Annotated in this window: 17 protein-coding genes and 1 pseudogene; 5 read left to right on the top strand and 13 right to left on the bottom strand. The window is 72.4% G+C overall.

Going from position 1 to position 23,418, the window contains the following annotated elements; translation table 11 throughout:
* Window positions 1-37: 37 nt before the first annotated feature.
* Window positions 38-1,501 carry a Hint domain-containing protein gene (locus tag ACLNGM_RS03915; protein ID WP_416357278.1) on the bottom strand — a complete coding sequence of 488 codons (1,464 nt, stop codon included), beginning with the start codon at window positions 1,499-1,501 and terminating at the stop codon, window positions 38-40.
* Window positions 1,502-1,686: 185 nt separating this feature from the next.
* Between ACLNGM_RS03915 and ACLNGM_RS03910 the strand changes: the two genes are divergently transcribed.
* Both ACLNGM_RS03910 and ACLNGM_RS03905 read left to right on the top strand, forming a co-directional pair.
* Entirely contained in the window at window positions 1,687-4,164 is a 2,478-nt protein-coding gene (locus ACLNGM_RS03910; protein WP_416357277.1) for a glycosyltransferase, read from the top strand.
* Window positions 4,106-6,520, top strand: coding sequence for a hypothetical protein (locus ACLNGM_RS03905; protein ID WP_416357276.1), 2,415 nt, complete (start codon window positions 4,106-4,108; stop codon window positions 6,518-6,520). The genes ACLNGM_RS03910 and ACLNGM_RS03905 overlap by 59 nt, the downstream gene beginning before the upstream one ends.
* Window positions 6,521-6,535: 15 nt before the next feature.
* Here ACLNGM_RS03905 and ACLNGM_RS03900 read toward each other — a convergent pair whose 3' ends face one another.
* From ACLNGM_RS03900 to ACLNGM_RS03855, 10 genes and pseudogenes are all read right to left on the bottom strand, one after another.
* Entirely contained in the window at window positions 6,536-8,323 is a 1,788-nt protein-coding gene (locus ACLNGM_RS03900) for a hypothetical protein (protein ID WP_416357275.1), read from the bottom strand.
* A complete protein-coding gene (locus tag ACLNGM_RS03895; protein ID WP_416357274.1) occupies window positions 8,320-9,414 on the bottom strand; it encodes a protein-glutamate methylesterase/protein-glutamine glutaminase in 1,095 nt (364 codons plus the stop codon). The genes ACLNGM_RS03900 and ACLNGM_RS03895 overlap by 4 nt, the downstream gene beginning before the upstream one ends.
* Before the next feature lie 5 nt (window positions 9,415-9,419).
* The gene (locus tag ACLNGM_RS03890) at window positions 9,420-10,301 is read right to left on the bottom strand and encodes a CheR family methyltransferase (RefSeq protein ID WP_416357273.1); all 882 of its coding nucleotides are present in this window, start codon (window positions 10,299-10,301) and stop codon (window positions 9,420-9,422) included.
* Window positions 10,302-10,375: 74 nt separating this feature from the next.
* On the bottom strand, window positions 10,376-10,894 hold the full coding sequence (locus ACLNGM_RS03885) for a chemotaxis protein CheW (protein ID WP_416357272.1): 519 nt from the start codon (window positions 10,892-10,894) through the stop codon (window positions 10,376-10,378).
* Window positions 10,891-12,993, bottom strand: coding sequence for a HAMP domain-containing methyl-accepting chemotaxis protein (locus ACLNGM_RS03880; protein ID WP_416357271.1), 2,103 nt, complete (start codon window positions 12,991-12,993; stop codon window positions 10,891-10,893). Before ACLNGM_RS03880 ends, ACLNGM_RS03885 begins: the two co-directional genes overlap by 4 nt.
* A gap of 68 nt (window positions 12,994-13,061) precedes the next feature.
* Complete coding sequence (locus ACLNGM_RS03875; RefSeq protein ID WP_416357270.1) at window positions 13,062-13,559, bottom strand: chemotaxis protein CheW; 498 nt, start codon at window positions 13,557-13,559, stop codon at window positions 13,062-13,064.
* 16 nt (window positions 13,560-13,575) lie between these two features.
* Window positions 13,576-15,560: pseudogene (locus ACLNGM_RS03870) on the bottom strand (chemotaxis protein CheA).
* A gap of 4 nt (window positions 15,561-15,564) precedes the next feature.
* Window positions 15,565-15,933, bottom strand: a complete 369-nt coding sequence (locus ACLNGM_RS03865) for a response regulator (protein WP_416357269.1) — start codon at window positions 15,931-15,933, stop codon at window positions 15,565-15,567.
* 25 nt (window positions 15,934-15,958) lie between these two features.
* Entirely contained in the window at window positions 15,959-16,237 is a 279-nt protein-coding gene (locus ACLNGM_RS03860) for an STAS domain-containing protein (RefSeq protein WP_416357268.1), read from the bottom strand.
* A gap of 264 nt (window positions 16,238-16,501) precedes the next feature.
* On the bottom strand, window positions 16,502-17,410 hold the full coding sequence (locus ACLNGM_RS03855) for a LysR substrate-binding domain-containing protein (protein ID WP_416357267.1): 909 nt from the start codon (window positions 17,408-17,410) through the stop codon (window positions 16,502-16,504).
* A gap of 103 nt (window positions 17,411-17,513) precedes the next feature.
* Here ACLNGM_RS03855 and ACLNGM_RS03850 point away from each other — a divergent pair, with 103 nt between their 5' ends.
* Complete coding sequence (locus tag ACLNGM_RS03850; RefSeq protein ID WP_416357266.1) at window positions 17,514-18,746, top strand: acyl-CoA dehydrogenase; 1,233 nt, start codon at window positions 17,514-17,516, stop codon at window positions 18,744-18,746.
* Window positions 18,746-19,882 (top strand): CaiB/BaiF CoA transferase family protein, encoded by a 1,137-nt coding sequence (locus tag ACLNGM_RS03845; protein WP_416357265.1) that lies wholly within the window; start codon window positions 18,746-18,748, stop codon window positions 19,880-19,882. Before ACLNGM_RS03850 ends, ACLNGM_RS03845 begins: the two co-directional genes overlap by 1 nt.
* On the opposite strand, the gene ACLNGM_RS03840 is transcribed toward ACLNGM_RS03845, so the two are convergent.
* On the bottom strand, window positions 19,879-20,931 hold the full coding sequence (locus ACLNGM_RS03840) for a phosphotransferase (RefSeq protein ID WP_416357264.1): 1,053 nt from the start codon (window positions 20,929-20,931) through the stop codon (window positions 19,879-19,881). The genes ACLNGM_RS03845 and ACLNGM_RS03840 overlap by 4 nt on opposite strands.
* Before the next feature lie 258 nt (window positions 20,932-21,189).
* Between ACLNGM_RS03840 and ACLNGM_RS03835 the strand changes: the two genes are divergently transcribed.
* A complete protein-coding gene (locus ACLNGM_RS03835; protein ID WP_416357263.1) occupies window positions 21,190-22,524 on the top strand; it encodes an aspartate aminotransferase family protein in 1,335 nt (444 codons plus the stop codon).
* A 122-nt stretch (window positions 22,525-22,646) separates the two neighbouring features.
* Here ACLNGM_RS03835 and ACLNGM_RS03830 read toward each other — a convergent pair whose 3' ends face one another.
* Window positions 22,647-23,333, bottom strand: a complete 687-nt coding sequence (locus ACLNGM_RS03830) for a GntR family transcriptional regulator (RefSeq protein WP_416357262.1) — start codon at window positions 23,331-23,333, stop codon at window positions 22,647-22,649.
* Between the last annotated feature and the right edge of the window lie 85 nt (window positions 23,334-23,418).

Genomic DNA, 23,418 nt, shown 5'->3' with positions numbered 1-23,418 from the left:
CGAGCCGGTATCGGCCGGCGGAAACCGAAAGCCCCCGTCAGGCGGCGAGCGGATCCCGGTCGGGTTGAAGGATGCTGGCACGTGCCTCCAGCGCCCGGCGGAGGGCTGCGGGCACCTGCCGGCGCGACTTCGCCCGTGGCAGGTCCATCTCGGCCGCCGGCACGGCGTCCGGCACCAGCGCCTCGCGCTCGTCCCAGTTGTCGAAGCCGAGTTGCTCGAGATTGTCGACGAAGCTCTCGGCCGCCAGCCCCTCGGCGAGGATCAGCGCGTGGCGCGCGAGCTCGACATGGAGATAGAGGATCGTCTCCGCGACTGGCGTTTCACGTGTGACAGCGACCCCATCGACCAGCGCCGAGGCATGGACGAGGATGCCGCCGATTCCGACCGCGTGGTCGGGCGACAGGAACAGGTCGCGGCTCGGCATGGCCTCCGAGATCGCGCCGGCCCGGATGCGGATCGGCAGGACGCGCAGCGGATCGCTGCCGCGCACCGGCACCGTCTGGCGTCCGATCCAGCGCACCGGTTCCGCCGCGCCATCGACGGTCAGGACGAGATCGCCGGGCTGCAAGTCCTCGATCGCCGACGCGCCGGCCGGCGTCGCAATGCGCGTGCCGGGCCGGAAGCAGACGGGCGCGATGTCGATCGAAACGGTGGGCGTGAGCGCGGCGGTGGTTCCACCGAGTGTCGTACCTGTTGCCGTGTCCGAGCCGGTAGAGGTCCCGGATGCGCCCGCGGTGCCGGACACGCCGGAGCCGGACGACCCGCCGTTGCCCGCTCCCCCCGAACCACCGCCGCTCGAACCCGACGAGCCGCCGGCGGCAGCGGCCGCCGCCTCGCTCGCCGCCGTTCCGCCGCCGCCGCCCGCGCTGCCGCCGCCACCGGACTCGCCGCCCTCGCCGCCCGATGCACCTCCCTCGCCCCCACTCTCGGCGGAACTGGCTGCACCGCCGCCATCGCCCGATCCACCGCTCTCCGCGCCCCCGCCGCCGCTGGCTGCATCGCCGCGCTCGGGTCCCGCATCGCGCACGGCCGCCGCCGAGCCGCCGCCGGCCGCCGCGCCGCCACCGCCATTGCTGGCTGATCCTGCGGCCGCGCCGCCCGTCGATCCACCAAGGCTCGCCCCGCCGATGCCGGCGGATACGCCGCCCGGCCCGGCATGCGGGCCCGCCTGCCGCGCGCCGCCCAGTCCTCCGGTCATGCCGCCGCCCGCCTGCGGACCGGCGCCGGCCGATCCGTCGGTCGCGCCGGCCGCACCGCCGGTCTCCGCCGCCGCGCCGCTGCCACCGGCGCCAGCGATCGCCGCGCCCTCGCCGCCGCCGCGTGCCCCGCCTGCGCCGGCGGACGGACCGGCCGCGGCGGACGTCGTCGTGGCGGCGGTCGCGATGCTGCCGGACATGGCGACCGTCGCGGCCGCCGAGGCGTTCGAGCCGGACGAGGAGGACGAGCCGCCCGAACGGTCGCGCGCGTCGCCGCTGTCCTTCGTGTCGTCGGTCTGGCTCATGGCTCGGGGTCCCGGCTGGCGCACTGCGTCAGCCTGCAGCTTGCCACGACCGGCCGGCGCCGCAAGCGGGACATGCGGACAGGGCAAGCAAAGGGTGAAGACGACGGCGGCCCGCGCCATCGGTCAGGCCGCCGCCAGCCAGCTCTGCCAAGGAAAGGCGATCGATCACGGTGCTCGAAGGCGCGATGGACTGGACCGACCTCCTGGCATCCGACGCGGCGCTGGCGCTGCCGGAGCGTCACGCCGAGGCGCTGACGCGTCTTGCGGCGCGGCGCTTTCGCGACGGCGCCCCGCAGGATGCGGTGGCGCTCCTGCGCCGTCGCGTGCGGCTTGACGAGCCCGCGGCGGCGGCCGAACGCGCGCTTCTGGCGCTCGCCCTTTCGGCGGCGGGCGAGCGCGAGGCGGCCGACGCGGAGCTCTCGCACGCACTCCTCGCCGACCCGCTCGATCCCGCTGCCGCACTGATCGCGCTGCGCCTTGCCGCCGACCGCGACGGCGTGCGCCTCGCCGCCCGGCGCATCCTGTCCAATCCCGTGGCCGCCGACGACGCGCTGGCCCAAGCGCTGGCCGCGCTCTTTCGCGCGGGCGAGGACGCGGCGCTCATCGCCGATCTTGCGGACGGCCGGCTGACGGGCTGGGCGATCTGGCGCGGCGATCCCGCACCCAGCCTCGTGCTGCCCGGTCCGGCGGGCGAGCAGCGCTTCGCCCTCCGGCCCCTGCCCCACCTCGGCTTCCTGCCGCCGGGCGCTTCGGGCGCGCGGCTCGACGGCTCGGTGGCCGGGGCGGTCGAGGGCTGGCGGCTGGAGCGCGACGGGCGCATCGTCGCGCAAGGCCCGCTGCATGCCCGCTCGCACCATCGCGGGCCCCGTGCCGCCCGACCGGCGGCGCCGCCCACGGCTAGTCCACCGCGCCGTCCGGTGCGGGTGGTGATGCCCGTCTTCGGCGATCCCGAGGCGACGCGCAGCGCCCTGCGGGCCGCCGTCCTCGAGGTCGCCCGCCACCCCGGCGCCCGGCTCGTCGCGGTGGACGACTGCTCGCCCTTCCCCGCCATCACGGCGCTTCTCGAGAGCTTTGCCGCACGCGGCCTCCTCGAGCTTCGCCGCACGGCGGTGAACCGCGGCTTTCCCGGCGCGGTGGCGCTCGGCCTCGAGGGCGGCGAAGGCTCGGACGCGCTGGTGTTGAATGCCGACGCGATCCTGCCGGCCGGCGCTCTCCAGCGCCTCGCCGACGCGGCCTATGCGGCGCCCGACATCGGCACCGCGACGCCCCTGTCGAACAACGGCGAGTGGACGAGCTGGCCGCGCATCGGGCAGGCGGCGCCGCTGCCGCCTGAGACCGAAGCCGCCCGGCTCGACGCCGCCGCGCGGCGCCTCGACGCCTCGCCCGTCGCGCTTCCGAACGGTATCGGCTTCGCCTTGTACCTGCGCCACGACTGCCTCGCCGCCGTGGGTCCGCCGTCGGAGATCTACGAGCGCGGCTATTTCGAGGACCTCGAATGGACGCTTGCCGCACGGCAGGCGGGGTTTCGCAACGTCGCCGCTCCCGCGCTCTTCGTCCCCCATCACGGCTCGCGCTCGTTCGGGCCGGACAAGGCGATGCTCGTGGCGCGCAACCTGCGACGTCTTCGTCGCCGTTTTCCCGGCATCCGCGCGGAAAGCGCCGCCTTCCGCCGCGCCGATCCGCTGCGGGCGGCCCGGGCGCGGCTGGAAGAGGCCTGCCCGCCGACCGGCCGCCCGCGCCTCCTCCTAGCACCTGCGGGCAGCGCGGTGCTGGTGGAACACCTTCATCGCCTCGGCGAGGCGGCTGCCGGCGCGGTGGTGCTGACGTGGCGCCGGTCGGGCGCCGGGCTCCGGGCGGACCTCGCAAGCGGCGGCGGCGGCGCGCCGCAGTCGCTCGGGTACGACCTGGCCGCGGAGGGCGGTGCGCTGGCGGCCTGGCTCGCGGCGCTGGCGCCGACCGAGATCGATCTCGTCGGCGCGCCCCCGCCAAGCGGCCTGCTCCATGCGATTTCGCCGCTCGGCGGCACCATGACAATCCTCGCCGGCACGCCGCAGCCGGGCGGAGCCCATCCGCTGGCGGCCGACGCGCTCGCCTGGCGCGCGGAACTCGGCGACCGCGCGGTCTCGATCCTCGCCCTCGACCGTGCCACGGAGGCGGCACTGCGCCGCGCGCTGCATGGGGATCCGGCGGCGGCATGGCTCCGGGGACCGCCGGAAACGGCACCGCGCCTCCCGCCCGCCGAGGCGGACAATAAGCTTGCCGTGGTCATGGGGGTCCCCGCCCCGGCCTCGCTCGCCTTCGCGCAGCGCCTCGGCGCCGCGCTCCGCGCCCGCTTGCCCGGCGCGCGGCTCGCGGTCGTCGGCGCGAGTGCCGACGACCTCGCCCTGATCGGGCGCGGCATCGCGGCCACGGGACGGCTCCGCCCCGACGAGTTCGCCGCCGCCGCATCCGGCGTCGCGGCGCTGGTGCTGCCGCCCGCCGATCCCTCGCTCGCCCTCTTCGAGCGGATCATCGCCGAGACCGGCCGCCCCGGCGCGCAGGTCGACTGGAGCGACGGCGCGCTCGATCCGATGCCCCCGTCCCTTCTTCTCGATCGGAGCCACGATGAGCGAGACACCGTCCAGGCCATCGTCGATTGGTTCGCTGGTCGCCTCGCGGCGTAGGCGCCTGTCCGCCGGATCGACCGACGCACCGGCCCGCGTCGCCGACGACGGCACGCTGCGCCTTTTCGCCCGACGCACGGGCGAAACGCAGATCGAAGGCTGGGCCGCCGATCCCGCCGATGCCGAGCAACGCTTCGTCGTGGAGCTCCTTCTCGACGGCGTGCCGGTGGGGCTGGCGCGGGCCGACCTCCGGCTCGCGGCGGGCACTGAGGGCGGCGCAGCGGTGGGCGACGGGTGCCACGGCTTCGCGTTCGCGCTCGACGCCTCGGTGCTGCCCCATGCGACGACGGCCACAATCCGCCTTGCCAATGGCGGCGAGCCCGTGGGGGCACCCATCCCCTTGCACGAGGGCGAGCCCTTCGCGGCGTCCCCCGGCCCGGCCGGCGCGGTGCGCTGGCCGGGCGGCCTCGATCTAGAGGGCTGGGTGCATCGTCCGTCCGGGGACGGCCCGCCGCCGCGGATCGAGGCGCGCATCGACGACGCCATCGTCGCGCTCGCCTTCGCCGACCGCTGGCGCGAGGTGCGGCGCGGCGGGCAGCTGCGCGCCGAGCCTGCCTTTCGCCTGCGGCTGCCGGACGAGTTCGCCGACGGTCGGCTGCACGAGGTCGAGGTCCATGCCGACGGCCAGCCGCTGCCGGGCGGCCCCGTCGCGGTCCTCGCCTTTGCCGATACGCTCGGTGCCCATCTCGATGAACGGGCCGAGACCGAGGGCGAGCGATTGCGCGGCGAGCGCTTCGACCGCTGGTTTCCGCAAGGGCTGCCGTTCGCCGATTTCGCGCGGTGGGAGGCGCGGTTTCCGCTTCCCCCCATGCCGCGTCTCGGCACCCCGCCCGTCGCGGTCGCCCTCGTCGGCGAGGACGGCGCGGAGGCGAGCCTTGCCGCGCCCGCGCTCGATGCGCTCGGCGAATGGATCGGCGTCGTCCTGCCGGAGCGCGACGGCGGCTTCGAGCCCGCCGACCTCCGGGGGTTCCTCGAGGGCGAGGCGGCCGACTGCGAGGCGGTGCTGGTGATGCCGGCCGGAACGCTCGCCCGCCCCGGCGGGCCGGAGCGTCTGGTGGAGGCGCTCCTCTCGGACCCCGGCGCTGCGATCGCCTTCGGCGATCGCCTCCTGATGCTGGACGGGGGCGAACCCGCGCCCTTCGCCGCCACCGCCTTCGACCACGAGCGCGCGCTGGAGCAGGGCTGCGCGGGCGCGCCCTTCGCGATCCGTCGCCAGGCGGCGCTCGCCGCGCTCGAGGCCGGCGCCGGCGATGCCGATCGCCTGTTCCTGCATCCGCTCGACCGGGCCCTCTCGGGCACCGCGCGCCATCTTCACGTGCCGGGTTTCGGCTTCACCGTCCCGCCCACTGTTCCCGGCGCGACGGATCGCCTGGCCGCGGCGGTGCGCGCGCATCTGGCGCGGCGCGGGCTCGCCGCAACGATCGAGCCGCGCCCGCCGGCGAGCCTTCCGGCCGTGCGGGTCCGGCGCGAGCCGCTGCCCGGTGCCTGTTCGATCCTTCTCGACGCCGGCTGGCACGACGAGGCGGCGATCGCCGCCGCCCTGGAGGCGCTGGAGCCGACACGCCGACGCCGCGCGGCGACCGTCCTCGTGTCCTCGCCGCGCCTCGACAGTGCGGCGCTCGCGCGCCTTCGCCTCGGCGGGGTCGAGACGGAGGGCGCGGCGCCCGGCCGCTCGCCGGCACGCCGGCTGGGCGAGGCCGCGGCGAGACTGTCCGGGGAGGCGCTCTGCCTCCTGTCGGTCGGCGTCACGCCCATCGACGACCGCTGGCTGGACGAACTCCTCGGCCGCCTCGCCGATCCCGGGACCGGCCTCGTCGCGCCGCTTCTCGTCGGCCGCGCCGGCGATATCGTCGATGCGGGCCTTGCGCTCGACCTTGGCGCCGCGCCGCGCCAGCGCTATCGCGGCCGAGGCGCGGAGGACCCCGGTCACGGCGACGGCCTTCTCGTCGCCCATCAGGTGTCGGCCGTCAGCGGCCGCGTGTTCGCGACGCGGCGGGCGGACTTCCTGGCGCTCGGCGGGTTCGATTCCGTTCTCTTCCCGCGCCATCTCTTCTCGGCCGACTACGCGCTGAAGCTTCAGGCGCTCGGGCGCCGCGTCGTGATCGCGCCGGATGCGCGCCTCGTCTGCGAGGCCCCGGCGGACCAGGCCGCCGGCGGGCTGGCCGCGCCCGCACTGCAGCGCGAGATCGACACGCTCTCGGCGCGCTGGGCTGATGTCGCGGCTGCCGATCCGTTCGCGAGCCCGCTCCTGGGGCGCGGCGGCGACGGGTTCGACGGGCTCGCCTGGCCGCCGGGCGATCTCGCGCCGCGCTCGGGGCTCGTCCCCTCGCCCCGCGCGGTCGCGCCCGGCTGGTAATGCCGCGGCACGCGGTCAGAACAGGATGTCGTCGAAGTCGTCGTCGGCCGGGGCAGCAGCGGTGGGCGCAGCGGCAGCGCTGGTCTCGCCGCCCGAGCCCCCGAGCGCGGCGACGAAGACGCTGCGCTCCTCCTTCATCGTATAGCCGGCGCACAGGAGCGCATCGAGACGCGCGGCCTCCCCGGCCGGGAGTTCGGCGTCGATGGGCGCGGCGGCGAGGAAGGCGATCGCGACTGATAGCGCCCGCATCATCGCGGTGCCCTCCTCGTGCAGCGACATCATCTCGAGGACCGCGCGGATCTCGTCGCCCATGCCGCCGGCCGCCTCGGCGCTGGCAGCGAGCGCCCGCGCGCTGTCGGCCTCGGCGCTGGCAAGACCCGAGCAGGCCGTCGTGAGGTTGCGGTCCACCGATGTTTCCGCCTCGGCGATTGCAGGGAGGAGGCGGCCGGCAAGGTCCTGCGTGGCGGCGGCCGCGCGCTCGGTGCCGACACGGATCACGTCGACCTCCTCGCGCGCCTGCGAGGACTGCTCGCGGATCACGCGAGCGATGTAGCCGATCGTCTCGTCGCCGCCCTCGACATGGGCGGCTTGGATCGCGGCGTTGAGGCCGGCGAGGTTGAGGTGGAACTCTAGCCCCGTCATCTGGTCGGTCATCTCGATGAGATGCGCGGTGCGCTCGACGCTGCGCGACAGGCTGGCGGCGAGCGTCCGGCGCGCCTCGGCGCCCGATTCCATCGCGGCCCGCAGGCGCGAGGCGCCCGCCTCCAGCGCCGCCATGCCCTCGGTGCCGGTCCCCGGCGCGCGAAGGCCCTCCAGGATGTCGCCGCAGTCGTCGAGCCGGTCGGCGATGGCGACGAGGTCGAGGCCGAGCTTGTCCATCAGCGCGCCGTAGGTCGCTGCGAGATCGTCGAGCTGGGCCATCTCGAGCTGCGCGATGCGGCGCACCGCGGCCTCCCGATGGGCGGGCTCGAGCGGCGCCTCGCCCTCGACGAGCCAGCCGTCGCGCCGCAGCGGCCCGATCCGCTCCAGATTTTGGACGGTGTGCTCCAACCGCTGGCGGGCCATGTCGTGGGCCTGAAGGCCCATCACGGCGCCGGCCACCGCCTGCCAGACGGCGGTGAAGGCGCGCTGCGCCTCGTCCCGGCTTTTCGCCGCCACGCTCTGTTGCTCGGCGATCCGGTCGATCAGCGCCTGGAAGCCGCCCGCGAGCTCGCGCTCGTCGCCGGCGGTGGTGGCGCGCGCGGCAATGGTGCGGCTTTCCTGGAGCGCGGTGCGGAGCAGACCCATCCGCTCGTCGATCGACTGGGCGACGGAGGTGCCCGACGTTACGAGATCGTCGACGGTGCGCGAGAAGGACACGAGGTCCACCTCGGCGCCCGCCATGCTCTCGACCTGGGCCCTTGCGATCACGACGATGTAGTCGAGGACGCGGAACACGGTCTTCAGCGAGGCGGAGGCGTTGCGAGCGCTCTCGACCGCCGCGTTCAGTTCGCCGATCCGCTCCTGCCGCTCGGCGGTCAGCTGCCACGCCGTCTCGACGCTGGCCGCCGCCTCGACGAGGGAGGCGCGCGCCTCGGCCATCACGGGCTGGGTGAAGATCTCGGTCGCGCGCGCGATGCCTTCGCGCACGCCTGCGATCCGACCGTGTGTCGTGCGCAGCCGTTCGCCGGCGTCGAGGAAGACGCTCTCGCTCGCCGCCGTCCAGCGGACGAACGCGGTGGCGAGCCGCTCGAAGTCGCCGGGGCCGGATGCGAGTGCGGCGGCGGGAGCTGCGCCGGACAGGGTGTTCGCGCGTGTCGTCATCGCTTGGCCGCCGCTGGCTTGAAGGAGGGATCGGCCGCAAACCGGAGGATTTCGGCGGGGATTCTGTCGAGCGGCAGTTCGGCTTCCACCGCACCGACCTTCATGGCTTCCTTGGGCATGCCGTAGACGACGCAAGTTCCCTCGTCCTGGCCGAGCGTGTGGGCGCCAGTCTGGCGCAGCTCCAGCATGCCCTTGGCGCCGTCGTCGCCCATGCCCGTCAGGATCACGCCTAGCGCGTTGGCGCCGGCCGCGCGTGCCGCCGAGCGGAAGAGGACGTCGACGGAGGGGCGGTGGCGCGTCACCAGCGGCCCGTCGCGCACCTCGACATGGTACTGGGCGCCCGAGCGCTGGAGCAGGAGATGGTGGTTGCCGGGCGCGATCAGCGCGAGGCCCGGCACCACGCGATCGCCGGTCTCGGCCTCGCGCACCTCCATGCGGCAGAGACCATCGAGGCGGCGCGCGAAGGCGCTGGTGAAGCCCGCCGGCATGTGCTGGACGATGACGATGCCGGGCGAGTTCTCCGGCAGCGCCTCGAGCAGCCGGCGCAGCGCCTCCGTGCCGCCCGTCGAGGCGCCGATCACCACGACCTTGTCGGTGGTGCGGTCGATCGGGCGACCCGAGACCGGCGGCAGCACCGCGTCGGCGGTCAGCTTCTTCTGGACGTCGATCGTGGCGGTGCGGGCGACGACGCGGGCCTTCGACGCCGCGCGCACCGCGTCGCAGATGCGGGTCTTCGCCTCCATCAGGAACTTGGGCGTTCCGACGCGCGGCTTGGTGATGATCTCGACCGCGCCCGCCTCCAGCGCCTGCAGCGCCATCTTGGAGCCGGCCTCGGCGAGCGAGGAGCAGATCACGACCGGGATCGGGCGCTGGCTCATCAGCTTCTGGACGAAGGTGATGCCGTCCATGCGCGGCATCTCGATGTCGCAGACGATGACGTCCGGCACCGCCTCGCGCATCCGCTCGGCCGCGAAATACGGGTTCGACGCGGTGGCGATCACCTCGATGTCGGCCTCGGCGTTGAGGATCTCGGTGAGGATCGTGCGAACGCTCGCCGAATCGTCGACGATCAGGACCTTGATGGACCGCATCGCGCTCACTCCGTCCGCTCGTAGATGTTGCTGCGGATCAGCCGGAGCGGAAGCCGGGTGGAGCGGATCGATTTGGCATGGCCGAGGAACAGGAGACCGCCCGGGCGCAGGTGGCGCAGGAGCTTGCCGACCACCTCGAGCTGGGCGTCGGGCTGGAAGTAGATGAGGACGTTGCGGCAGAAGACGATGTCCATCGTCTGCCCTAGCCGGTACTCGGCGTGCATCAGGTTGATCTGGCCGAGGCGGACGTTGCGGCGAAGCGCGGGCAGCACGCTCATCGCCTGGTCCGCGCCGGTGCCGACCGGCTCCAGGTACTTCTGGCGCAGGCGCGCCGGCACGCTGCGCACGGCGTCGGCATGGTAGACGCCCTCGCGCACTGCGTTCAGCATGCGGACCGAGATGTCGGTCGCCGTCACCGTCCAGGGGAAGAGCTGGCCTCCGTTCGACGCGTCGTCGGCGATCATCGCGAGGCTGTAGGCCTCCTGCCCGCTCGAGGACGCGGCCGACCAGATGCGCAGCGACCGCTCGCGCCCACCCTCGGCAAGGCGCCGCAGCTCTTCCGGTGTCAGGTGCTCGAAATGCGGCGGCTCGCGGAAGAACGAGGTCTCGTTGGTGACCACGCAGTCGGTGAAGGCCTGGAACTCGGCCGCCCGCCCCTCGGGCGTGCGCAGGAGCGCGACATAGGCGCGGAAGTCGTCGAGGCCTCGCGCGGCGAGGCGCCGGCGCAGCCGCGTTTCCAGCATCACCCGCTTGGCGTCGCTCATCATGATGCCGCAGCTCTCGTCCACCAGCACCGCCAGGTCGCGGAAGGTCGCCATGTCCAGCGTCGCCGCATGGGCGCCGGCGGACACGGGGGCGGATTTGGGAAGGGTCGCGGCGCGCGCCATGGTCGGGTCCGGTGCTGGAAGAAGAGGGACGGCCCCCATGCTTAGGGCCGCCCGGGAGGCGGCATCGTCTCGCCTCAGGCGAACTCGAAGCGCTCCGCCTCGAAGAGCCTGGGAAGGTCGAGCAGCGTCAGGAACGTCTCGCCGCGCCGGCCGAGCCCGGTCATGAAGGACGAGTTCCACGTCTCACCGAACTCGGGCGCCGGCTCGACGTCCTCCTCGGCGAACTCGGTCACCTCGTGCACCGTGTCGGCGATCACCGCCACCGTGCGCCGGACGCCGTCCGCCTCGAAGTCGAGGACGATGATCCGGCTGTCGCCCGTCGGCTCACCGTCGTCGAAGCCGCGCATGCGCAGCTTCGACTTCAGATCCACCACCGGCACGCCGGTGCCGCGCACGTCGATCATGCCAATCAGCATCGACGGGGCGTTCGAGATGCGCGCGATCGGCTTGTAGTCGAGCACCTCGCGCACGTGGGCGACGCGGATGCCGAAGGTCTCCGAGCCGAGGCGGAAGGTCAGGATCTCGCGCGCGATCTCCTCGTCCGGCGCATCGCTGCCGGACGCATCGTGGTCGTAGCCGGCGGCAAAGCTCATGCGCTCATCCACTCGAAGCCGGCATCCTGGCCGTCACCGCCGAGGTCGAGGTCGAAGCCGCCCTTGGCGACGGGCCGCGCGGGCGCCTTGGCCTTCGGCGCGGCCTTCGCGGCGGCGAAGCGCCCGACCTTGGCCTGGAGGGCGCGGGCGTCGCCGGCGGGGGCCACCGGCCGGCTCGCCGGGCGCCCGTCGTCCAGCCGGAAGTAGCCGGCGCGATCGTTGAGGCGGCCGGCCTCAGCGGACAGCTGCTCGGCGGTGGCCGACATCTCGTTGGCGGCGGCCGCGTTCTGCTGCGTCACCTGATCGAGCTGCTGGATGGCCTGGTTGATCTGCTCGGCGCCGGCGTTCTGCTCGCGGCAGGCCGCCGAGATCTCGGCCACCAGTTCCGACGTGCGCTGGATGTCGGGCACCAGCTGCTGCAGCATGCCGCCGGCTTCCTCGGCGATCTTGAGCGTCGTGCCCGACAGAGCCCCGATCTCGGTCGCCGCGATCTGTGAGCGCTCGGCGAGCTTTCGCACCTCGGACGCCACCACCGCAAAGCCCTTGCCGTGCTGGCCGGCGCGCGCCGCCTCGATCGCCGCGTTCAGCGCCAGAAGGTCGGTCTGGCGGGCGATCTCCTGAACGATCCGGATCTTGTCGGCGATGGTGCGCATCGCCTCCACCGAGTTCGCCACCGCCTGGCCGCTCCGCTCGGCGCTGGTCGAGGCCTGCGCCGCGATCTTCTCGGTGGTCGAGGCGTTCTCCGAGTTCTGGCGAATGTTGGCCGCCATCTCCTCCATCGCCGACGACGCCTGCTCCGTCGCCGCCGCCTGTTCGCCGGCGCCCTGGCCGAGGCGCTCGGTGGAGGCCGCCTGCTCGGTCGCGCCTTGGCTCAGCTGCTCGGCGGTCGCCGCCGACTGCTGGGCGCCGGCCGCGACCTGCTCGGCGGAGCGCGTCACCTCCGACACGATGGTGCGCAGGTTCTCGGTCATCGTGTTCATGGCGCGGGTCAGGTCGCCGATCTCGTCGTCCGAGCGCACCGCGACGGTCTGCGTCAGGTCGCCGGCACCGATGTCCTCGGCAAGCTTCACCGAGCGCTGGAGGCCGCGCGAGATCGTCAGCGCCATACAGGCCGCCGCCGCCGCACCGATCGCCAGCGCGCCGACCACGATCGCGATCAGCATGGTTCGGGTGGTCTCGTAGTTCGCTTGGGCCGTCGCTACCGAGGACTGCGCGCTCTCGGACGCCTGGCGGGCAAGTTCGTCGAGGCGGTCGCTGAGGGCGCCGAGGGTGGGCGCCACCTTGGTATCGAGGGTCGTCTGCGCATTGGCGAAATCGTTGCGCACGCCATAGGCCGCCGTCTGCGACAGGACCGTGTCGGCCGCGTTCCATTCGGCGCGCAGCTTCTGGACGAGAACGGCCTGCGGGCCGGCCGCCGGGCTCGCCGCGACGGTCTCGAGCTTCGCGCCGAACTCGCTCGTCAGCGCGTCGACGCGGTCGGAGGCCGCCTGGATCGCCTGCAAATCGCCGAGCACGACCGTCGAGACGGCGGCAAAGCGCGCCCGTTCGAGACCGAGGGCCATGTCGTTCGCGGCCGCGGCCTCGCCGCGCGCGCCCGACGCCTCGAGGCCCGACCGGAGGCTGGAGAGATCGGCTAGCAGCGGATCGACCGCGGCGCCCACCTCGCGGATCGCCTTGTCGCCCGCGCCGTTGTCGGCGCGCTCGAGAAGGGCGAGGGTCTCGTCGACCAACGAGCGGGCCTTCGCCAGGGCCGGCGCCAGATCGGCCGCGGCCCTGCGGCCCTCGTCGTCCATCGCGCCGAGCATCTCGGCGCTCTGGTGCTCGATGTCCTGCCAGTTCTTCTGCACCCCGTCCTTAAGGGTCGCGATCTTGGCGGCGTCCGTCGAGAGGAGGATGTCGACCAGCGCACGGCGCGTGTCCATCATCGCCGTCTTCATCTCCATGCCGCTGCCCATCTGGCGGAAGGGTCCGGAGGCGAAGTCGGCCATCGACTGGTTGGTCTGGCCGAGGCTGGAGACGCCGAAATAGCCGGCGGTTCCCAGAAGGGCGAGAACCGCACCGAACGAACAGATCAGCTTGGTCTTGATGGTGATACGCATCGGAAGGGGGTCCGGGGTCGGAAGGGAGCCGAGGGGTTCGGAATGCGGGGCGGAATGGGAGGACGGGTTCAGTTCGGCAGGGATGCGGGGTCGGGCTGCAGCACGGTCTCGAGGTCGAGAAGGACCACGAAGCCGCCGCCGTGGCGCACGACGCCGCGCAGGAAGCGCAGCGGCCAGCGCGTGCCGTTCTCGGAGACCGGCTCGACGGCGGCGCGGTCGAGCGAGACGACCTCGTGCACGGCGTCGGCCTTGATCGCCACGAAGAAGCCCTCGCCGCCCGTCTCGACACGCGAGACGATGACGCGCGAGCTTTCCATGTCAGCGACCGCGGGCATGGCGAAGCGGCGACGGAGATCGATCAGCGGCATGATGTTGCCGCGCACGTTGACGAGGCCGGGCGCAAAGGCCGGCGCGTTCGGCACGGTGGTGACGGGCGGCGGGTCGAGCACCTCGTGCACCGCCTCGACGGCGAGCGCGAAGACGTCCTGTCCGAGCGAGACGGTGAGGAAGTCGACGGGCGGCGCAGCGGTGGCGAGGTCGGGCGCGGCGGCGGGGGCTTGCGTCATCGGTTCGCGCTCCGGCTCAGGCGGCGAGGCGGTCGGCGCGCACGGCGCCCGCCTGCCGGACCAGGGTGTTGATGTCGAGGATCAGCGCCACCGAGCCGTCGCCGAGGATCGTCGCGCCGGCGAGGCCCGGCGTCGCGCGGTGCAGCGGCGAGAGCGGCTTGATCACGGTCTGGTGCTGGACGACCACCTGGTCGACCACCACGCCGACGCGGCCCGTGTCGGTGTCGGCGACCACCACGATGCCGTCCTCGGCCGAGGCGGCGCCGAAGATGGCGTCCATGTGGAAGATCGGCAGGATCGTGTTGCGGATGTCGACGAAGTTGCGTCCGCTCGACGTGCGGCACTCGATCGCCGAGAGCTCGACGCATTCCTCGACATTGGCGAGCGGCAGGATGCACTTCGTCTCGCCGACGCGCACCAGAAGCCCGTCGATGATGGCGAGCGTCAGCGGCAGGCGCAGCGTGAAGCGCGTGCCCTGGCCGGGTTCGGTCGCGATCTCGATCGAGTCATGCAGCTCGCCGATCGTGCGGCGCACGACGTCCATGCCGACGCCACGGCCCGACAGGTTCGACACGGCGGCGGCCGTCGACAGGCCGGGGTGGAAGATCAGCTCGTCGATCTCGCGGTTCGGCGGCGTCACGCCGTCCGCGACGATGCCGCGGCGCGCGCCTTGTCGAGGATGCGCTCGCGGTCGAGGCCGGCGCCGTCGTCCTCGATCGTGATGATGACCTCGGTGCCGGACTGGCGGGCCGAGAGGCGCAGCGTGCCGCGCTTCGACTTGCCGGCGGCGAGCCGGCGGTCCTGCATCTCGATGCCGTGGTCGATCGAGTTGCGGATGATGTGGACGAGCGGATCGCCGAGCCGGTCGAGCACGGTCTTGTCGAGCTCGGTGTCCTCGCCCGACAGGACGAGGTCGATCTCCTTGCCGAGATCGCTCGACAGGTCGCGCACCACGCGGCGGTAGCGCGAGAAGAGCGAGTCGATCGGCAGCATGCGCATGTCCATGGCGCTGTCGCGCAGGTCCGCCGAGATGCGCTCGATCTCCTCGACCACGGCGGTGAGGACGGGGTCGTGGCGCTGGTGGGTGAGGGCGGTGAGGCGCGCCTGCGCGATCACCAGCTCGCCCACCTGGTCGAGCAGCGTGTCGAGGCGCGAGGCCGACACGCGAACGCTCGCCTCCGGCTGCGCCTGGCTCTTCGCCTCGGCCCTTGCCGGCTCGACCTTGGCGGCGGCGGCGGGCGCTGCGGCGACGACCGGTTCAGCGCTCGCCTGTGCGGCGGCGGGCGCGGCCACGGCCGTGCCGAGGGCCTCGATCGTGACGGCGCCCGGCTCGTCGACGAAGATGAAGACGTCCTCGATCGCGCCGAGGCCCTTATCGGTGGAAAGGGTGATGCGCCAGGCGAGATGCAGCTCGGTCGGCGCGAGGACGGCGAGTTCTGGCACCGCGTCGGTGAGCGCCTCGACCTCGGCCTCGCCCAGCGCGCGCAATTCGTCGAGGAGGGCCAGCGGATTGGTGCCGAAGAGGAGTGCGTTGGGGGGCAGGCGCAGCGTGATGGCAAAGCGGCTGGTGGCCGGCGCCTGCGGCATGGCGGCGGCGGCGGGCACGGCAGCCGGCGTGCTGGAGGCCTCGCCGCCGACGGCGGCTTGCAGCGCCTCGACGAGCTCGGCGCTGCGCGCGGCGAGCGCCGGCGCCGGCTCGAACAGGAGGCGGCGGATCTGGTCGGTGGCGGCCAGGAGCACGCCGACGAGGGCGGGCGTCAGAGGTGCCTCGCCCCGGCGCACCCGCTCGAACGCGTCCTCCAGCTTGTGGGCGAAGGCGGCCATGTCGGGCGGGCCGAACATGCCGCCCGAGCCCTTCAGCGTGTGGAGCGCGCGGAAGGTCGTGTTGATGAGCTCGGCATCGTCGGGACGCGCCTCGAGATCGAGGAGCGCCGCTTCCAGCTGCTCCAGGAGGTCGCGGGCCTCGTTCAGGAAAATCTCGACGGCGTTCCCGCTGTTCATGGCATCAGGCCCCGATCAGCTTGTTGACGACGGCCAGGAGACGCGTCTGGTCGAACGGCTTGACGATCCAGCCCGTGGCGCCGGCGGCCTTGCCGGCGGCCTTCTTGGCGTCGTCGGATTCGGTGGTCAGCATGACGATCGGCATGCCGGCATGCTCGGGCATGGCACGGATCCTCGAGATCATCGTGATGCCGTCCATGTTGGGCATGTTGAGATCGGTGATCACGAGCGCGAAGCGGTGGCCCGACAGCTTGGAGAGCGCGTCGACGCCGTCCTCGTCCGTGGTCGGCGAGTAGCCGGCCGATTCCAGCGTGAACGACACCATCTGACGGACGCTCGCGCTGTCGTCGACGCAGAGAACGGGCTTGCCCATGGGAACTGACCTTTTTTCGAAATGCTCAGGCGCGAAGGCTCGCGGCCCAGTCGCCGAGGCCCGCACGCGCGAGGAGCGCGGTGACCGCGGGCGAGGGTTCGAGCGTCATGGCGAGGTGGCGCGAGGCGGCGGTGCGCCCGGCCGAGACCAGGATCTGGACGAGGCTGATGTCGGCTTCCTCGACGGCGGAGGCGTCGACGAGAAGCCCTTCGCCCGCATGGTCGAGAAGATGCTCGCTCAGGGCGGCATGAATGGCCTCGGCCTGCGACAGGGTGCAGGCGGGCCCGAGCGAGAAGGGCGTCATCAACGTCGGTCCGATCGTTGCGTTGCTTGACGTCCGAAAGTCACCCGTCAAAAGTCAAAAGATAGGATTTGAAGCAATTGTGCAAAAACCTTTCGTTGCTCGGGGCCAGCTTCGCCGGCTGACGCCTCAAGCCTCTGACGACGCTGGGTTTTCCACGTGCCGAACGCGCGTGGAACGCCGGGGGATTTGCGCCCCTCGGGCGGCTTGCGCAGGAGACTTACGCGCCCCGGTTGATTCGAACGCTCGGCGTTGCCGGGCGACGGATCACGGCGCGGACGTCGCCTCCTGTTCCACCGTCGCCTCGAGCCAACGGTGAAAACGGGCAAAGGCCGGCCGCTCCAGGCTGCGCGGGGGGTGCACGAGCATGTAGGGGTCGGGCAGCGCGAGGCGGCGCGGCGAGGCGAGCGTCAGGAGGCCGGCGCGAAGCTCCCGTTCCACCGCGAAATCGGGCACCAGCGCGACGCCGAGGCCGGCGACCGCGCCCTCCACCACCATCGCGAACTGCTCGAACCGATGGCCGCGCAGGATGTCGCGCGCGTCGAGCCCGGCCTCGCGGAACCATTCGAGCCAGAGCGTCGGGCGCGTCGCCTGCTGGAGGAGCGGAAGGCCGGTGAGCGCCCCCTCCCCCGCCGTCTCGCGCCCGTCGAGAAGCGCGGGGCTCGCCACCGCGCAGAGCCGGTCGGCGAGGAGGACGAGGCCGCCCCCGCTTCCCGCCGCTGCGCCCGCGCGCCGGATCGCCGCGTCGAACCCGTCGCGCTCGAAGTCCACCGCGCCGAGCCGCGCGCTGACATTGAGGCTGATGCCGGGCTCGGCGCGCGAGAAGGCGACGAGGCGCGGGGCGAGCCAGCGCGCGGCAAAGGTCGGCAGGACGGCCAAGTTCAGGATCTCGCGCCGCCCGCCGAAGGCCATGGTCTTGACGCTCGCCTCGTCGAGCCGCGCGATGACGGCCGCCGCGTCCACCGCAAAGAGCCGCCCGGCATCGGAGGGCACGAGCCGCTTGCGCACGCGGTGGAAGAGCGGCACGCCGAGCTTGTCTTCGAGAAGCGCGAGCGAACGGCTCACCGTGCTCTGCGTGAGGTTGAGGCCGGCGGCGGCCTCCGTCACCGACCCCTTGTCCATGCAGGCAACGAAGGCGCGCAGCTCGGCGATCGTCGGGTGATAGGCGGGTCGCATCGGCCGACTTCATCGAATTCATGAATGTTTCGATCCGATATCATCGTTTGCGCGGGCGCGCGAGCGGGCGCAAAGTCGCTGGCATCAGACAGGAGATGCGATCATGTCCGCCCTTCCCGCCAGCGCCGTCCCGTCCGCCGCGCCCGCCGAGCCCTCCAAGGCGAGCTTCGACTGGACCGACCCGTTCCTCCTCGCCGACCAGCTGAGCGAGGACGAGCGGCTGATCTTCGAGACGGCTGCAGGGTTCGCCGAGGAGCGCCTGCGCCCGCGCATCGTCGAGGCCTATCTCAAGGAGACGACCGACCCAGAGATCTTCCGCGAGATGGGCGAGCTCGGCCTCCTCGGCGTGACGCTGCCGGAGGAGTACGGCTGCGCCGGCGCCTCCTACGTGTCCTACGGGCTGGTGGCGCGCGCGGTGGAGCGGGTGGATTCCGGCTACCGCTCGATGATGTCAGTCCAGTCCTCGCTGGTGATGTATCCGATCTATGCCTACGGGTCGGAGGAACAGCGCCGCAAATACCTGCCGAAACTTGCCAGCGGCGAATGGATCGGCTGCTTCGGCCTCACCGAGCCCGACGCCGGCTCCGATCCCGCCGGCATGCGCACCGTGGCGCGCAAGACGGACGGCGGCTATGTCCTGAACGGCGCCAAGATGTGGATCTCCAACGCGCCGATCGCCGACGTCTTCGTCGTCTGGGCGAAGTCGGACACCCATGACGGGGCGATCCGCGGCTTCGTGCTCGACAAGGGCATGAAGGGCCTGACGGCCCCGAAGATCGAGGGCAAGCTCTCGCTTCGCGCCTCGATCACCGGCGAGATCGTGATGGACGGCGTCGAGGTCGGCGAGGACGCGCTGCTGCCGAACGTCTCCGGCCTGAAGGGTCCGTTCGGCTGCCTCAACAGGGCGCGCTACGGCATTTCGTGGGGGGCGCTGGGCGCTGCCGAGGACTGCTGGCACCGCGCGCGCAGCTATACCCTGGAGCGCACGCAGTTCGGCCGTCCGCTGGCGCAGACGCAGCTCGTCCAGAAGAAGCTCGCCGACATGCAGACCGAGATCGCGCTCGGGCTCCAGGCCTCGCTCCGGGTCGGACGCCTCTTCGACGAGGGCCGCATGGCGCCGGAGATGATCTCGATCGTCAAGCGCAACAACTGCGGCAAGGCGCTCGCCATCGCGCGCGAGGCCCGCGACATGCACGGCGGCAACGGCATCATGGGCGAGTATCACGTGATGCGCCACGCGCAGAACCTCGAGACGGTGAACACCTACGAGGGCACGCACGACGTCCACGCGCTGATCCTCGGCCGCGCGCAGACCGGGCTCCAGGCCTTCTTCTGATGGCGGATGCGCCGCTGAAGGGCCTCAAGGTTCTCGAACTCGCCCGCATCCTCGCCGGGCCCTGGATCGGCCAGACGCTGGCCGACCTTGGCGCCGAGGTGATCAAGGTCGAGGCGCCGGAGGGCGACGACACCCGCCGCTGGGGCCCGCCTTTCGTCACCCACGACGGCGAAAGGACGGCCGCCTATTTCCACGCCGCCAACCGGGGCAAGCGGTCGGTCGTCGCCGACTTCTCGACCGAGGAGGGCCGCGCGCTGGTGCGCCGGCTGGCTCTCGAGGCCGATGTCCTCGTCGAGAACTTCAAGGTCGGGGGCCTTGCGAAATACGGCCTCGACTACGAGACGCTGGCGGCCGCGAACCCGCGCCTCGTCTACTGCTCGGTCACCGGCTTCGGGCAGGACGGCCCCTATGCGCAAAGGGCCGGCTACGACTTCATGATCCAGGCGATGGGCGGGATCATGGACCTCACCGGCGAGCCGGACGGCACGCCGCAGAAGATCGGCGTCGCGTTCGCCGACATCTTCACCGGCCTCTACGGCGTGATCGCGATCCAGGCGGCGCTGGCCCGGCGCGAGCGGACGGGGCGCGGCGACCATGTCGACATGGCGCTGATGGACTGCATGACCGGCGTGCTCGCCAATCAGGCGCTGAACTACTTCGCCAGCGGCACGGCGCCGAAGCGCCTCGGCAACGCCCATCCCAACATCGTGCCCTATCAGGGCTTTGCGGTCGCCGACGGGCATGTGGTCATCGCCTGCGGCAACGACCGGCAGTTCGCAAGGCTTGCCGCCGTGATCGGCGAGCCGGACCTTGGCTCGGACCCGCGCTTTGCCACCAACGAGGCCCGCGTCGCCCACCGGGCGGCGCTGGTCGCGATCATGGAGGGGCGGCTTCTCCTCATGGCGCGCGACGCGCTGCTCGCCGATCTGGAGCGCGAGGGCGTGCCGGCCGGCCCGATCAACACGCTCGCCGACGTCTTCGCCGACCCACAGGTCCTCCACCGCGGCATGCGGATCGAGCCGGACGGGGTGCCGGGCCTGCGCACGCCGATCCGCTTCCGCGACGCCGCGCTTAAGCTCGACACGCCCTCGCCGCGCCTCGGCAGCGGCGGCACCGCGGGCTTCGGGACGGGCTAGACCCCGCAGGCGCGGCGCAGCATGTCGCGCGCCTCACCAAGCGGCACCGCCTCGCAGCGCGCCATCGCCGAGCGGGCCTTGGCGTGGTTGCGCAGGATGTAGGGGGCGTTCTCGGGATAGCGGCTGGCGCGCCATTCGCCGATCGTGATCGTCATCGCCTGCCGCACGCCGACGAGCTGCGGCAGGAGATCGAGCTCGGCCTCCGGCACGGGATGCACCGCGTGATAGGCCGACACGAGCGCCGCCACCGGCTCGAACGGATGCCCCTCGTCGGCCACCTGATAGGCGCTGGCGATCGCGAGATCATAGATCGCGGGCGTCTGGACGAGATCGCCGAAGTCGAGGATGCCCGTCAGGCGGTCGGTGTCGGCCTCGTCCACCAGGAGGTTGAACGGGTTGAAGTCGTTGTGGACGACCTGCATCCGCAACGCGTCCTCGCGCGGCGCGATCTCGTCGCGGAAGGCTTCGAAGATCCGGGTGACGCGCGCGCGCAGCGCGGGATCGGCGACATGGCGCGTGTGCTGCAGAAGGCCGGGCGAGCGCCGGATGTCCCAGACGATCTCGTGCTCGGCGGCGGGGTGCGAAAAGTCCGCCAATCCCCTGGCAAGCCGGCCGAGCGCCGTGCCGAGGGCCAGCATCTGGGCGGGCGTGCGCGCGGCTCCGAACAGCGGGCGGCCGGGCAGCCAGGTCAGGAGGCGCGTGAAATGGTGCTCTCCGTCACGCGGCGCGAATAATTCCGGCGCGCCGTCCAGCGTGCGCACGAGGCGCGAGGCGGGCACGTCCGGCACCGTGCGGGCGAGATGTTCGAGCGCCCGGTTCTGGAACTCCGAGACGCCCGGGTCCTCGGCGGCGTTGGCGATCTTCAGGACGAAGCGCGCGCCGTCCTCGGCGTCGAGGCGCACCGTGAGGTCGCGCTCGCTGGTCAGCATCGAGGCGCGGGCCGCGATCCCGTAGCGCTCGCGCACCATCCGCTCGATCTCGTCGAGGCCGAAGGCGGGCACTGCCGTGGTAAAGGCCGAACGCGGCTCGGCGATCTCGGACTGGGACATGGCCGGCCTTTCGCCAGATGGCTTCGTGAAGCGGAAAGCCGGCAGGGCCCCCGAAAATTTTTGATATACCATATATGATAGGGCGACAAGCTGAAGCAACGCTATCCGGGGAAGACTGTGCGGCCGGCATCCAGCCTCGAAGCCCTTCGCATCGCCTTTTCCGCCCCGGCATTCTGGTATATCATGTATCGCAATCGGCGGCCGATGGCTGGTCGCCGCGACCGATCCCGGTCGACCGACCCGCCGGAGCCCCAACGCATGAGCGCCACCGCCGATCTCTCCATGCCCAACGCCTTCGTGCCGGGGCGCGGCAACCTCAGCCCCGACAACGAGGCGCTGGTCGAGCGGCGGGCGCGCGTCCTCGGGCCGGCCTATCGGCTGATGTACGAGACGCCGCTGCATCTCGTGCGCGGGGACGGCGTCTGGCTCTACGACGACACCGGCCGCGCCTTTCTCGACGCCTACAACAACGTCACCTCGATCGGGCATTGCCACCCGCGCGTCGTCGAGGCGATCCGCGCGCAGGTCGGCGTGCTCGCCACCAACACGCGCTACCTCCACACGGCGATCCTCGACTATGCCGAGCGCCTCGTCGCGACCTTCCCGGCGGACCTGTCCCAGGTCATGTTCGCCTGCACCGGCAGCGAGGCCAACGACCTCGCCCTGCGCATCGCGAAAGCCCGCACGGGCGGCACCGGCATCATCGTCACCGAGAACGCCTATCACGGGATCACCGAGAGCGTCGCCGCCTTCTCGCCCTCGCTCGGGCCCTCCGTCGATCTCGGGCCCCATGTGCGCACGGTGCCCGCGCCCGACCGCTACCACATGGGCGACGCGGATGTCGGCGCGGCGTTCCAGGCCGCGGTCGAGGCCGCGATCGCCGACCTCCGGCGTCACGGCATCCGGCCGGCGGTGCTGATCGTCGACAGCCTCTTCACCAGCGACGGCGTGCTGGCCGGGCCGACCGGCTTCCTCCGGGGCGCGGCGGACGCGATCCGCGCGGCGGGCGGTCTCTTCATCGCCGACGAGGTGCAGCCCGGATTCGGGCGCACCGGCGAGGCGATGTGGGGCTTCGAGCGCCACGGCGTCGTGCCCGACATGGTGACGCTCGGCAAGCCGATGGGCAACGGCCAGCCGATCTCGGCGGTGGTCATGCGCCCCGAGATCGTCGCCGACTTCGGCCGCAATGCCCGCTACTTCAACACGTTCGGCGGCAACGCGGTGTCGTGCGCGGCCGCCGCCGCCGTCCTCGACGCGATCGAGGCCGAAGGGCTGCAGGAGAACGCGCTGCAGACCGGCCGCCATCTCCTCGAACGCGTGCGGGCGGTCTCGGCCGACGATCCCGGCGTCGGCGACGTGCGCGGCGTCGGCCTGTTCATGGCGGTGGAGTTCGTCGCCGACCGGCAGACGCGGGCCCCCGACCGGGCACGCGCGTCGCGCGTCGTCAACGCCATGCGCGAGCGCGGCGTCCTGATCTCGGTCTCGGGCAAGCACCACAACAGCCTGAAGATCCGCCCGCCGCTGGTCTTCGACCGCGGCAACGCCGACCTCTTCGCCGAGGTGCTCGAAGCCTCGCTTCAGGTGACGGCCTGAGATCGGCCGCCTCTCGATCGGAGAGGGGATCGCACAGCGGGTTTGCGTTTCGCGGCACGGCGTTGCGAGGACGCATCGCGGCCGGTGAGCGGCGCGGGCGGTGGCGCGAAGGCGCCCCTTCGTCAGGCGGGCTCGGCCTCGCGCCGCCGCGCCCCCTCCACGGCCTCGAGGTGGGGCACGAGGAAGGTGCCGGCGACGGTGAGATCGGCGACGATGCCGGCGCGTGCGCGCGCACCGTCACCCGCCTCCAGCGCGGCGAGCACGCTGCGGTGCGCCTCGTTCGCCTTCGGCTCGTAGGCCGGCGCCCCGAACAGCTCCTTCATGTAGGGGCCGGTCTGGCTCCACAGGTCCTGGATCATCTCGAACAGGCGCGGCGAGGCCGCCTCGCCGTAGACGGCGAAGTGAAAGGCCTGGTTCTGGCGGCGATAGGCGTCGTGGTCGCGCGCGGCGAGGCTCTCGTCCATGTCATCGGCGAGCCGCGCCAGCTTGCGCAGGGTCGCCTTGCGGACGCGCGCGGCGGCGAGTTCCACCGCCAGCCCCTCCAGCTCGCAGCGGATGCGCGCGAGCTCGGCATACTTGCCCGCTTCCAGCGCCGGCACCGCGATCGAGCGGTTCGGCAGGAGGGTGAGCAGCCGCTCGGCGACCAGCCGCTGCAGCGCCTCGCGCACCGGCGTCGTCGAGATGCCGTAGCTCTCGGCGAGCGTGCGGATCACGAGGACCTGGCCGGGATGGAAGCTGCCGGCCATCAGACCCTCGCGGATGCGATCGTAGGCGAGGTCGTTGAGGGTCCGGTATTCGATCTTCGTCACGAGGCGGGTCTCCGAGAGCCCCGTCAGCATATCATATACGTTGCGCGCACCAACGCCCCGCCCGCCGCCTCGTCCCGGCAGCGGA

The sequence above is a fragment of the Aureimonas phyllosphaerae genome, from assembly GCF_047943035.1.
Classification (GTDB): Bacteria; Pseudomonadota; Alphaproteobacteria; order Rhizobiales; family Rhizobiaceae; genus Aureimonas; species Aureimonas phyllosphaerae.
The sequence above is the reverse complement of the archived record's forward strand: the minus strand, read 5'-3'. Positions and strand labels throughout refer to the sequence as shown.